A 13,037-nucleotide genomic window follows, 5' to 3' on the forward strand; every position below is an offset into this window, starting at 1 on the left:
GTGATGGCCCGTTTCGCTCAGCGACAGCAGGGGGAGAGAGCCTTCCTGTCACATGGAGCGAGCGGGCAGGACCGTTATCCGCCCGGCGCGTGACCCTGCGATGTCGCTGCATGTCGTGCGCAGCAATGAAGTTCGAGAAGCGTTAAATGCCGGGATTGCGTAATCGCAGCGGTTCAGCGTATCGCCAGTGCAGCACCGCAGGAATTGCGATCTTTGCAGCACTAAGGCATTAGCCGGACGCCAATCTCCAAGCTCGCCGCCGATTCCCAATTCCCAATTCCCAATTCCCGCAACGGCACCAGCCTTGTTCACGCTTCGCGGTCAGCGCAACCGGGATAGTGGCGGCAGACTCTTTCCTGCCTGCGCCCATGCCCTCACTTCGCGACCGCTTCCAGCGCTGGCCACGGCCGTGGCGTCGTGCAGTGGGCATTGTGCTGGCGCTCTACGCGCTGTATCTGCTGGCCGGCAACCTCTATCTCAATACACCGCTGTTCGACGCCAGCACCAATCGGCAGCCGCACAAGTTCACCATGCAGACCGGCCCGGCGGTGACGCTGTTCCCGGGCGAGGTCATCGCCTGGAACGTGCGCATGCGCGGGCAGGCCAACCGTACCGTGTATGTCTTCCATGCCGACCGCGCACATGCGCGTATCGCCCTGCTGGCCTTGTTTCGGCGCGAAGTGCGCCTGCCGTGGCTGCATGCCACCGGCGTGAGCGCAGAAGTGGAAACCTCCGATACGCCCATTCCGCCGCCACCGCGGGGCAACCAAGGCTGGACGTTGCGCTTCGATGCAATCACCAGCAACAGCATTCGCAGTGCCCGCCTGGGCAAATTACTGATCGCCGGGAAGGGGCACGGCAAGGTCGGTTTTCTGAAGCAACTCAAGGGCGGGCCGTCGGAACTGTTTCCTTCCGAAGCGGGCTTTACCGATGCGGTGGTCAGCTACGACGGGGTGCAGGTGTTCAACGGTGCGCAGCTGGATGCGCAGTTCCAGTTTCCACGCCATTACCGCGACCAGGCGCCGGGCTTGCGCAAGCTCGGCATCACCGCCGCCCGGCTACAGCTGAAGGCCAATTCCGTGGCGCTGAAGATCGATACCGGCGCGCCGCATGTGGACATCGGCAGCGGGCCATCGGCAGCCCGCGTGGAGGCCGATATCCGCCTGGCCAGCGGCGCGCTGCAGCCGGGCAGCCGCGCGGTGTGGCGGTTGCCATTGCTTGCGGGCGTGGGCGCCACCGACCGCGGCATGCTCGCGCTGCAGCTGGATGTGGCACAGGACATCCGCGTGCAGGCGCGGCTGCCGCGCGACGAGAAGACCGGCAGCGAGCTGCACGCCGATCTGCGCATCGCCGGGCGCAGTGTTCCGTTCGAACAGCCGGCGCAGCTGTTGCCGCGTCTGTCGGGGCAGGTGCGTGGGCGCTGGAAGTTCGAATCCTTGAACTGGATCGCCGAGCTGTTCGTGCGCAAGCCGTGGTTCCAGCTGGAAGGCGGCGGTCTGGTCGAAGCGGACCTGCGCCTTGCACAGGGCCGGCTGAGTGCCGGCAGCACGCTGGATATTCCGCGCGTGGAGGCCGTGGCACAGGTGTTCGACACGCGCCTGGCCGGCGTCGCCAAGGCGCACGGGCGCATCGACGATGCCGCCACGGCGCAGGCGCATCTGGATGTGAGCATTCCCACCTTCAAGGCGGCGCCGCGCGATGCGCCCAGACAGCTCCTGCTGGATGGCCGCGATCTGCAACTGGCCATGCATGGCGATGCCGAGCTGGCCCGCCTGAGCGATACGCTCAAGGCGCAGCTGCGTTTCAGCGATGCGCGTGTGCCCGATCTCACCGCCTACAACCGCTATCTGCCGGGCAATAACGTGCGCCTGCTCGGCGGTAGCGGCAGCCTGACCGGCGATGTGGCGCTCAATGCGTCCGGCGAGGTCGGTAATGGGCATGCGAACCTGCGCGGGCAGGGCGCGCATCTTGCGTTGGCTGGCGTACAGATGCGCGGCGATGCCGAGTTGCAGGCAACGCTGCAGCGCGCCGACTTCAAGAACAAGTTCTTCGACCTCGGCGGCACGCGCATACGCCTGCGCAATATGCGCGTGGGGGACGAAGTCAGCGATGCGAATTGGTGGGGCGACTTGCAGGTGGGTGCCGGTACGATCCAGGCCGAAGCACCGTTCCAGGTGGATGCCGACGCAGCCCTTCGTATGCGCGATATCGCCCCACTGCTCTCGGTGTTCGCCCAGCGCGCCGACTATCCGCGCTGGGTGCTGGGTTTGCTGGATTCGGGCGAACTGGATGCCACTGGTCGAGTGCGTTGGCGCAAGCAGCGGGTGCTGATCGACGACCTGCATGCGGAAAACGCGCGCTTGTCGCTGCGTGCGCGGCTGGCCTTGAACGATGCGCAGCGGCGCGGCGATCTGTATCTGCGCTGGGGCGTGCTGGGTGCCGGCATCGAACTCGATGGCAAGCAGCGGCAGTGGCATCTGGCGGGCGCACGCGAGTGGTATGACGCGCGGCCGGCACTGTTGCCGGCGGTCTCCAAAACCAAGTGATGCGGCCGCTGGCGTGATCGTGCTGCGCCGTGCTCACGGCTGGCTTGGCACACTGTGCCCAGCCGCGTGCGCGGTTTTCAGGAGCCTGCCGTCATGACGATGCCTGTTCGCGCCCGCTGGCGCGCCTTGCCACGCGTACTGCGATGGCCGCTAGTGGCACTGATTGCGCTGTACGCAAGCTATGTGCTGCTGGGCAATCTGTTGCTCAACACGCCGCTCGGCCCGGCTGCGCTGAATCGCTCGCCCGATAAGTTCACGATGCACTGGGGCCCGGCGCTGACCTGGTGGCCTGGGCGTGTGGTGCTGTGGGATGTCGATCTGCGAGGCCATTGGACGCGCACGAACTGGAATGTCAGCGCGCAGCGGATGAGCGGGCAGATTCGGCTGCTGCCATTGCTGCACCGCCAACTGCTGGTGCCGGAGTTGCACGCGCGCGGTGTGCGTGGCGGTCTGCAGGCTGCGGTCGTGACGCCCGGGACGGCGACAAAGCCATCGCCTGCGGCGACGCAAGCGGCGCGGGTTGCTGTTGTTCCGATGAAGGGCGTCGCTGATACTCCGGCCGCTTCAGCGAACGAGGAGGCGCCTACAGTAGCGCCCGATGTCGAAAAAACGGCAACGACACAGCCGCCCGCGCAGCATCTGCGCGTAACCACTGCAACCAACGCGAAGCCCACAACGCCCACAACCAGTACGCCGCAATCAGCCAAGCGCGCCGACGCTCACGCCAGCGCACCCATCCCACCAGCCGCCTGGACCCTGCAGTTCGACCGCATCGTTGCCGAGCAGGTGCAGGCCGTGTCGCTGCGTCAGCTGCACATCGAAGGGCAGGGCCAACTGCAACTGGGCCTGTTCAAACGACTGCGTGGCGGGCCGATGGAAATCTTCCCGTCGCGTGCGGTGTTCGAATCGACGCGCGTGCGGTGGGGGCAGGACGAAGTGATGCGCAACGGGCAGCTGCGTATCGAAGCGAGCATCGCGCGGCATGCACCGGAGCAGGCAAGTGGACAAGCGGTGCTGCAGTTCACCGATGCGCTGATCGCCGTGCATGGCGACACCGCAGCGTTGGATGTCGCCCGTGATGCGCAGGGCCGGCACACGCTGGCGACGCGCCCCGGCAAGGGGCGTGCAGATGGCGAGCTGCGCTGGATACGCGGTGCCCTGCAGCCCGGGAGTCAACTGCAATGGCGCGCGCCGCTGCACGACGGCACGCGCGCGCAGGCCGCATTGCTGGGCGAATTGACGGCGCAGTTACAGGTCGATCAGAACATGCGGCTGACGGTAAGCATGCCCGAGCCGGCCGATGCCGGACTGACGCTGGACGCCGACGTGCGCGTGCAAGGCAGGCAATTGCCAGTGCAATCCATGCGCAGCCTGTTGCCGCGCACCTCCGGGCATGCGCGGCTGCATTGGCAATTGTCTTCGTTGAGCTGGATTGCTGCGCTGTTTCCGGATGTGGATTGGCTGACCCTGGAGGGCGAGGGCCTGGTCGATGCCGATCTGCGGATCGATCGCGGCCAGCTCGGCGCCGGCAGCCGCCTGCAGGTACCGCACGTGCAAGCGCAGGTAGGCGTGATGGGGCATGCGATCACGGGACAAGCCAGTGCAGATCTGCGCGTGGACGCCGATGCCAACGGACAGTTGCTGCCGGCGCTTGCACTGCAGATGCAGCAGTTTTCGATCGCGCATACCGACGCGCCAACGCGCCCGTTCGTGCAAGGCCGCGATTTGCGCCTGGATCTGAAAACGCGCGCCGATGCGCGCAACCTGGCCAGCCTGCGCGATGCCACGCGCGCGCACTTGGTGTTCGCCAATGCGCGCGTGCCGGATCTGCGTGCCTACAACCGCTATCTGCCGCAGCAGCAACTGCGCTTCGACGGCGGCAACGGCGTGCTCAGCGGCGATCTGCAGATCGAGCCGGGTGGGCGCATCGGCAAGGGCGGTGTGCGCATCGGGGCGCGTGCAGCGCGACTGCAGTTTGCCGGCCTGGCGTTGCGCGGCGATGTGGATGCGGATCTACGCCTGCAGCGCGGCGATCTACGCGCCGAACAGTTCAGTCTCGATGCCAGCAGCATCCAGCTGCGCAATGTCGGATTCACCGGCCCGGATGGACAACATCGCGATGGCTGGTGGGCGCACGTCGTGCTGGACGATGCGCGCATGCAATGGCGACAACCGGTGGGTGTGGATGGACGTGTACGCATCCAGGTGCGCGATCTGGCATTTCTGGTGGCGTTGTATGCGCGCGACCGCTCGATTCCGAACTGGATGCTCCGGCTGGTGGATGCAGGCCAGGCGCAGCTGACCGCACGCGCGCACTGGCAAGGCGAGACGGTCATCGTCGATCGGTTGCAGGCACGCAACGAACGCTTTCAGGTCGATGCGCGCCTGCGCTTGCAGGGCAATCAACGCAGCGGCAGTCTGCTGGCCCGCTGGGGAATGCTGAGCGCGGCAGTGGGCTTGCGCGGCGACACACCCGAATGGCATCTGCTACGCGCTCCGGAGTGGTATCGCGCGCAGCCGGAGCTATTGCGCTGACGCCCGCATCACACGCGCTGGGGTGAAGAAAAAGCACCAGTTCTGTACTGCCTGGTATTGTTTTGCAGTGCAGCGTGCAAGTCCGATTCGGGGCGCGCACTATGATCCTGCATCCCGACGTGGGGGAGGGAGCAAAGCCCGCTGGCAGTTCGCTGCAAGCGGGCTTTTTTATGCCTGGCGATTGCCGGGTCAAGCGCCAACCCCGCGCAAGATCCGCCGCAGATGAGGCTCGTGCCGTAGGCGGTGGTGGCTGCCGCGCGCATCGCGGCGAGCGGACTTGCATGGCTTGGAGCCGCGCCCAAAACCCGGCAAGCGATCATGCCGCTGGATGTGTGCGGGGTGCTCGGAACCATTCGTACGAGTGATCCATGCCGTACCGATCACCGGCCGCGTCCGCCCGGCCTGTCATGCCGTTCCTATTTCTGCAACTCCAGCAGCCACAGCGTGCTGCCGCCGGTGATGAACAACCGCCGTTGCTCCAGGTCGAAGGTGCAGTTGGATGCCGTCTCCGGCGTCGGCACCAGGCCGAGCCAGTGGCCGTCGTTGTCGAAGATGCACACGCCCGCGCCGGAACTGCTCCATAGCCAGCCCTGGCGATCCACGCAAAAGCCGTCCGGCAGGCCGTCCGGCACCACCGCGAAGCGGCGCCGGTTGTGCAATGCGCCATCGCGCCAGTCGAAGGCGGTGATCTCCGGCGTGGTCGGGCCACCTTCGGGCGTCTGCGACACGTACAGCACACGTTCGTCGGGGGAGAACGCCAGCCCGTTGGGGTGATCCAGGCTGACCATGCACTGCAGGGCGCTGCCATCGGGCGGCAGCCGGTAGACGCCGTGATGGTCCAGTTCTTGCGGGCCCGGGCAGCCCTGGCTGGGCTTGAGCAGCCCGAACGGCGGGTCGGTGAACCAGATCGCGCCGTCGTGCGCAACGATCAGATCGTTCGGCGAATTGAGCCGTTTGCCCTCGAACCGCCCGACCAGCAGATGCGCCCGGCCATCGACATCGCTACGGGTGATCGCGCGGCGCCCGTGTTCGCAGTGCACCAGTCGCTGCTGCGCATCCACCGCATTGCCATTGGTGAAGGCGGTGGCATCCAGCAGCGCGTCCACCGCGCCGTCCTCGCGCCAGCCAAGCACGCGGCGGCCGACCACATCGCTCCACACCAGCGTGCGCTGTGCCTCCCACCACGCCGGGCCCTCGCTCCAGGTGGCCTGGTCGTAGAGGGTCTGCAGGCGCGCATTGCCCAGCCGCGCTGCCAGCGCGGCGTGATGCGTGGTGGGTGGCGGGCACTCGGCCGGCTGGGCGGCGCCGGGCGCGCGAAGGCGGCAGTGGCGGTCCATCAACGCGGCGCCGGATGGCCGAACGGATGCGCGGTGGCCGCTCCTGGCGATTGCGCAAACTGCACCATCATCTGCAGGCAGGGCGTCTCGCCCAATTGGCCGGAGCGGTGGCCGCGCCGATCGGTGGTGCCCTGATCCTGGCCGAAGTGGATGTCGCCCGGACCCATCTCCACGCGGGTGCCGTCGCCGGTTTCGATAAACCAGCGGCCACGCAACGGAATCACCCATTGCGGGTGCGGGCTCTCATGCCAATCGCCGACCCAGCCCACCGGCAGCACCGCGAACTGGATGCCTAGCACCTCGCCCGGAAACGGCCGTAACCACTGCGGTGCCGCACCGCCACCCACGCTCTTGCTGCCGAAGCCGGGCAACTGCGAGAGGTTAAGGCGGCTGTTGCCATCCGGCCCGGTCCACAGATGCAGAAAGGGCAGGCTGGGCGGTAGTGCAGGATCGTTGCCATCGGTTTCCAGCGGGATCTGCGAGGGCAGCAGGTGGGCAGGCAAGGTGGTGGGCGACATGGCGGGACCTCGGGCGAAAGCCGCAGTGCAGCATGGGTTTCGTCAGGGCTGCGTAAGCGAGATGTTCAAAGCGGCGAAATGCTGCACGCCCTGTTGCAGTCGCTATGCGGGATGTCGCGCACGCGTGCACTCCCTGCGCTGCAGTGATGCCAAAATCCGGTCATGCCGATGCCGACCGTTTCCATGTCTCCTGCGCTCACCGCCCTGATCGAGCGGGCCGTGGCGCGTGTCCGTCAATCGTTGCCTGTCGAGCAGGCGTGGCCGGGCGGCGAGTTCGATCGGCAGCTCGCGCAGGTGGCACTGGCCAGCGAGTTCGCGCTCGATACGTTGGCGCGGCAACCGGCATTGCTGCAGCACCTGGCGCAACCCGATCCGCCGCCGCTACCACTGCCACAGTTCGATCCGGCGCAGCCGCAGCTGTGGCCTGCGCAATTGCGACGCTATCGCAGCGCCGAGTCCACGCGCCTGGTGTGGCGCGATGTGCTCGGTCTGGACAGCGTCGAGGCCACCCTGGCCGGCGCAACCCAGCTGGCCGAGCACTGCCTGCAATGCGGCCTGCAAGCGCTGGAGCAGCAGTTCCACACCCGCCACGGCAAGGTCGTTGCTGCTGACGGCAGCGTGCAACGCCTGGTGGTGTTCGGGCTGGGCAAGCTGGGCGGCGGCGAGCTGAATTTTTCCTCGGACGTGGATCTGGTCTACGCCTATCCGCAGGGCGGCCAATCCGATGGCGCGCGTCCATTGGCGGCAGAAGAGTATTTCGCACGGTTGGGCCAGCAGCTGGCCAGGTTGCTGGACGAAACCACGGCCGACGGCTTCAGCCATCGCGTGGATCTGCGCCTGCGTCCGTTCGGCACCGCCGGCCGCGTGGCGTTGTCGTTCGCCGGCATGGACCAGTATTTCCAGCGCGAAGGTCGCGATTGGGAGCGCTATGCCTGGCTCAAGGCGCGCGCGGTGGCTGGCGATATCGACGCCGGCGAGGCCTGGCTGGAAACGCTGCGCCCCTTCGTCTACCGGCGGTATCTGGACTTCACCGCGCTGGATGGCTTGCGCGAAATGAAGGCAGCCATCACCGCCGAAGTGGCGCGGCATGATCGTCTGGACGACATCAAGCGTGGGCCCGGCGGAATTCGCGAAATCGAGTTTCTGGCGCAATCGCTGCAGCTGATTCGCGGCGGACGCGAGCCGAGCCTGCGCGAACGCCGCCTGCTGCCCGCGCTGCAGGCGCTGGTGGCCGCAGGCCAGATCGACCAGGAAAACGGCCAGGCGCTGTCGACGGCGTATCGTTTTCTACGCCGGCTGGAAAATCGCCTGCAGATGTTGCGCGATGCGCAGACCCACGCATTGCCGCAGGCGCCGCTGGATCGCGAGCGCATTGCGCTAGGCCTGGGTTACGCGCAGTGGTCGGCCCTGCTGGACGCGCTGGCGCCGCAGCGCGCGCGGGTTGCGGCAGAATTTGCCGAGCTGCTGGCCCCGCGCGTGCGCGCCACTGCGCCGGACGCGCTTGCCGATTACTGGCGCGCGCTGCCGGACGGCGATGCTGCGCCGTTGGCGGGGATTGGCTTGAACGATCCCGATGGCGCGCATCGGGCGCTGGCCGATTTCGCGCAGTCCTCCGGCGTGCGCGCACTGTCCGATAGTGCGCGTGCGCGGCTGGATCGGGTGATGCCGGCACTGCTGCACGCGGCCACCCGCGCCAGCCAGCCCGACGCGGCCGTGCGTCGCATGCTCGGCCTGCTGCAGGCCACCTTGCGCCGCACCAGCTATCTGGCCTTGCTCGATGAGCAACCCAGCGCGCTTGCACGCCTGGTCGATGTGCTCTCGCGCAGTGCGCTGCTGGCCGAGCGGCTGGCGGCGTATCCGTTGCTGCTGGACGAATTGCTCGACACCCGCATCAGCGGCCCGCTGCCGGATCGCGCAGCGCTGCACGCGGCCTGCGCCCATACCTTGCACATCGATGACACCGAAGCGGCGTTGCGCGAGCTCAACGAGCGTCGGCTTGCACTGAGCTTCCGCATTGCGCTGGCCACGCTGGATGGCCGCCAGCAGGCGGTGGAGAGCACCCGGCAACTGGCCTGGCTTGCCGAAGCGGTCGTGCAGACCGTGCTGCACCTGGCGCGCAGCGACATGCTCGCCGCGCACGGACACGTGCCCGGCGGAAGCTTTGCCATCGTCGGTTACGGCAGTCTGGGCGGGCTGGAGCTGGGATTCGGATCGGATCTGGATCTGGTGTTTCTGTACGATCATCCGCGCGAGGTGGACGCCTCCGATGGCAAGCGCCCACTGGACGCCGGGCGCTGGTTTGCACGGCTTGCGCAGAAGGTGATGGCATTGCTGGCTGCCGAGACCGGCGCCGGCCGGCTGTACGACATCGATGTGCGACTGCGCCCGGATGGCGGCAAGGGCGCACTGGTGTCCTCGCTGGCCAGTTACCGCGAATACCAGCGCGATCGCGCCTGGACCTGGGAGCATCAGGCCCTGGTGCGTGCACGCGCGGTGGCCGGCGACGCAGCGCTTTGCGACGCGTTTGCCCAGGTGCGTCGCGATACGCTGATGCGGGTGCGCGACACCGCGCAGTTGCACGAGGACGTGCGCAAGATGCGTGCGCGCATGCGCGCCGAACTGGATCGCAGCGATGCCGGCCGGCTGGATCTCAAGCAAGGCGCTGGCGGCCTGGTGGATCTGGAATTCGTGCTGCAGGCCGGCGTGCTCGGGCTGGCAGCGCAGCAGCCGCAGCTGCTGGATGCCTGCGACACGCCCGCGTTGATCGACGCACTGGCGCGCACGCACTGGCTGCCGGACGAGAGCGCCGCACCACTGCATCAGGCGCACGCAACGCTGGTCGATGCCGGCCTGAGCTGCACACTGGACCGCCGCCCACGCCTGATCGCACCCACGCCGGCCATCCAGCAGGCGCGCGGCATCATCTTCAACGCAGCACGTGGGCAGGGCCTGACGTTTCCGCTGGGCAAGGATGAAACAGCGCTGTAAGTGCACTGGTGAGTACGCCGCTTTCGATGCAGCTGCAGCAAACGGCAGCAACGGTGCCTTGCTGTCCTGGCGGAGGCAACGCACCCATGAGCGTCAGCGTTCTACCGACGCGGCGCAGTCCGCCACAGCAGGGCGCGAAACGGGCCGAGCAGGAACACGCCCATGCCCAGTTTTACCGCCAGATCGCCTGCGGCCCAGCTGACCCACGGCAGGCTCGCGCCGGCAAACGCAATGCTCCAGAAGATCGTGGTGTCCAGGGTGGCGCTGCAGGTGGTGGCCACGATCGGCGCGCGCCACCAGCTGCCGTCGCGCAGGCGGTCGAACACGCTGATGTCCAGCAATTGTGCCGCGATGAAGGCACTGCACGAGGCCACCGCAATGCGTGGCGTCGCCAGCCAGATCGACAGCAGCACCGCCAGCGCGAACCCGCACCAGGCAACGTGGCGCGCGGCGCGCGGGCCGAAGCGGCGGTTGATCAGGTTGCTGACCAGGAACGCCAGCGGGTAGGAGAACGCGCCCCAGGTCAGCCAGTCGTTGATCGGGTATTGCACCAGGATGTTGGACAGCAGGACCACCGCGCCCATTGCCAGCACCGCCCAGATCAATGCACGGGCGGTGAGCGGGGCCAATACAGGTGGCGAGGCAAGACGCATGGCGACACGGTGTTGAGTGGGCGCGCAATTATCTCTTCGACGGCAGGGATGGACCAGCGCAGCGATGCGCTCGCCGGCCACAGCGCCGGTGCGCGATGACCGTATCGCGCAGGCGCCTGCCGCCGACGACCGTGCCTGTATCGCCGGCGGCGACCGACTGGGCGCATGCGCACATCGCGGCCGCAATCAGCCGCAGACACGCGCACCTCGCTGGCGGCGACACAATCTCGCCCGCTAGCATTTCAGCCGTAGACATCGCACGTATCGTCCCGGCTCCCGACCCCGTCGCCTGATTGATGGCAGCCCTTGCAAGCCCCGCGACCTGCCGATGCCGATGGCGATAGCTGCCGAATGCGCAGTGTCGCGATGGTGCGCTGGCCGCGCTCGGCCTTCCCGTGGTCTGTGGCAGCGGCCAGCCGTGCGTATCGCGGCCGCTACGGCCATCGCTCGCAGCCGGTACCTGCTTCCTGTTTCCGTGTCGACATGATCGCGCCGTTGGTCGCGAGCGGTCGTGCGCGCCCCTGCGATGCCATTCGGCCTCGCTCACTGCTGTGCCCTCCGGAGAGATCCATGCTTACTCGCATCCGCTGTCGGCCGCTGCTGGCTGCCGTGTTGTCCGCTTCGCTGTTCGCCTTCGGCAGCGCCAACGCTGCCACAACCGTCCCCGATGCCCGGATTGACGCGATGACGGCGAGCTTGCGCGCAGCGCCCGTGTCCTTCGACGTGCATCTGCCATCACGCGACCAGGTGGCGCTGGACGCGCTGCTGGCCGACATCCAGGACCCGCTGTCGCCGCAGTACCACAAGTGGCTGTCGGCGGCCGACTTCCAGCGGCGTTTTGGTCCGGCGCCAGCGCAGCTCGCGCAGGTGCGCGCGGCCCTGCAGGCCGCACACATGACCGTGGTGCAGCAGGGGCCAACCCTGCATGTCAGCGCGAATGCAGACAGCGTGGAGCGGCTGTTCGCCGCGCCGTTGGTCGCCGATCTGAAGGCCGGCCAGCAGGTGCGCCTGACGGCCGCCGCTCCACTGCAGCTGCCGGCCGCGCTGCGTGCCAAGGGTGTCACCGTCACCGGCCTGACCCGCGGCCTGCCGCCGGCACACATGAACTCGCGCTTGGTCGCCAGCGATCCCAGCAATCGCTATGGCGATGGCACCACCAGCTATTGGTACAACGATCTCAAGCAGGCCTACGGCTATCCGTCCTACCAGACGATGGTCGGCGCGCCCGGGCAGCAACGGCGGCTCGACGGCAGCGGCAGCACGATCGCTATCCTGATCGGCAGCGACGTGCTGGATTCGGATATCGCCACGATGTTCGACCACGAGCACTTCAGCCGCTACGCCGGCAACCATGCCAATCCGACACTGTATGCACGCCGCTATGTGGCCGGTGCCAAGCCCGGGGTGCAGGATGGCAATCGCGCTGCGGCGCGTGAGGCGACGCTCGATGTAGACATGGCGTTGGGCGGCGCACCGGGCGCGCATGTGCTGCTGTACGTGATCCCCGATCTCTCCATCGATTCCATCCTGGCCGGCTATCGACAGATCGTGCAGGACAATGAGGCGGACGTGGTCAGCTCCTCGTTCGGGCTCTGCGAACAGGTCTTCACCGCGGCCTACAACGGGAATGACGCCACCTCCATCCTTGGCCTGTTCGATTCGGTCTTCAAGCAAGGCAATGCGCAGGGCATCAGCTTCGTCGCCTCCAGCGGCGACAACGCCGGCCTGGAATGCCCGGACACGCAGTACCTGGTGGAGGGCAAGAGCGGCCGTTACATTCCCAGTGTGGAATGGCCCGCCGCTGATGCGCATGTAACCGCGGTCGGTGGCGGCAACCTGCTCACTGCCTACAAGAAGGGCAGCCTGGATTCGACCTACCTCAGCGAAAGCGCGTTTGCCGACCCGTTGCAGGCCGAGGACCCATATGGCGTCGGCGCGCTGCTCAGCGGCGGCTACTGGGGTGCCGGTGGCGGCGTCAGCACGCTGTTCCAGCGTCCGGCATACCAGCTGCGTGCGCTGGGCGGCACGCGCACCTCGATGCGCGCATTGCCCGATGTCGGCATGCTGGTCGGTGGTTGCCCGGGGATCGCCGTGCATCCCTGCCAGCAGGGCACCAGCTCGGTGTCCATTTACGTGGCCGGTGCCATCACCAAGGTGATCGGCACCAGCGTGGCGGCGCCGGAGTTCGCCAGCGTGGCCGCGTTGCTGGTGCAGAAGCAGGGCCGGCAAGGCAATCTCAACGATTACCTGTATCGCCTGGCTGCCAACGGACCGGAGGCCTACCACCGCGGTATCCCCGGCAATAACGGGGTCGTCAGCAACGACGTACCGATCGCCGGCAAGTACAACTACACCACCGGCCTGGGAACCCCGATCGTGCGGCTGATGATCGGCGCGCTGGACGCGGCGCCTGCAGGCATTCCGCGTTCTCCCAGCAATCCGTAAACCCAGCGCGGTTGA

At 67.2% G+C, this 13,037-nt stretch carries 7 protein-coding genes; 4 read left to right on the forward strand and 3 right to left on the reverse strand.

The features are described 5' to 3' along the window. Positions 1 to 368 precede the first annotated feature (368 nt). Both AMD14_RS03315 and AMD14_RS03320 read left to right on the forward strand, forming a co-directional pair. A complete protein-coding gene (locus tag AMD14_RS03315) occupies positions 369 to 2,546 on the forward strand; it encodes a translocation/assembly module TamB domain-containing protein (protein WP_040107565.1) in 2,178 nt (725 codons plus the stop codon). A gap of 93 nt (positions 2,547 to 2,639) precedes the next feature. Beyond that, positions 2,640 to 5,081, forward strand: coding sequence for a hypothetical protein (locus tag AMD14_RS03320; RefSeq protein WP_011050381.1), 2,442 nt, complete (start codon positions 2,640 to 2,642; stop codon positions 5,079 to 5,081). Positions 5,082 to 5,497: 416 nt separating this feature from the next. Here AMD14_RS03320 and AMD14_RS03325 read toward each other — a convergent pair whose 3' ends face one another. Both AMD14_RS03325 and AMD14_RS03330 read right to left on the reverse strand, forming a co-directional pair. Continuing rightward, entirely contained in the window at positions 5,498 to 6,418 is a 921-nt protein-coding gene (locus AMD14_RS03325) for an SMP-30/gluconolactonase/LRE family protein (protein ID WP_011050382.1), read from the reverse strand. Continuing rightward, a complete protein-coding gene (locus tag AMD14_RS03330; protein ID WP_003483232.1) occupies positions 6,418 to 6,936 on the reverse strand; it encodes a cupin domain-containing protein in 519 nt (172 codons plus the stop codon). Before AMD14_RS03330 ends, AMD14_RS03325 begins: the two co-directional genes overlap by 1 nt. A 162-nt stretch (positions 6,937 to 7,098) precedes the next feature. Here AMD14_RS03330 and glnE point away from each other — a divergent pair, with 162 nt between their 5' ends. Continuing rightward, the gene (gene glnE, locus AMD14_RS03335) at positions 7,099 to 9,924 is read left to right on the forward strand and encodes a bifunctional [glutamate--ammonia ligase]-adenylyl-L-tyrosine phosphorylase/[glutamate--ammonia-ligase] adenylyltransferase (RefSeq protein ID WP_011050383.1); all 2,826 of its coding nucleotides are present in this window, start codon (positions 7,099 to 7,101) and stop codon (positions 9,922 to 9,924) included. Between the two features lie 101 nt (positions 9,925 to 10,025). Here glnE and AMD14_RS03340 read toward each other — a convergent pair whose 3' ends face one another. Beyond that, a complete protein-coding gene (locus AMD14_RS03340) occupies positions 10,026 to 10,577 on the reverse strand; it encodes a VUT family protein (protein ID WP_005914118.1) in 552 nt (183 codons plus the stop codon). A 483-nt stretch (positions 10,578 to 11,060) separates the two neighbouring features. Between AMD14_RS03340 and AMD14_RS03350 the strand changes: the two genes are divergently transcribed. Further along, the gene (locus tag AMD14_RS03350) at positions 11,061 to 13,022 is read left to right on the forward strand and encodes a S53 family peptidase (protein ID WP_011050384.1); all 1,962 of its coding nucleotides are present in this window, start codon (positions 11,061 to 11,063) and stop codon (positions 13,020 to 13,022) included. The last annotated feature ends 15 nt before the right edge of the window (positions 13,023 to 13,037 follow it).

This window comes from Xanthomonas citri pv. citri (assembly GCF_000961215.1).
In the GTDB taxonomy this organism is placed as follows: domain Bacteria; phylum Pseudomonadota; class Gammaproteobacteria; order Xanthomonadales; family Xanthomonadaceae; genus Xanthomonas; species Xanthomonas cissicola.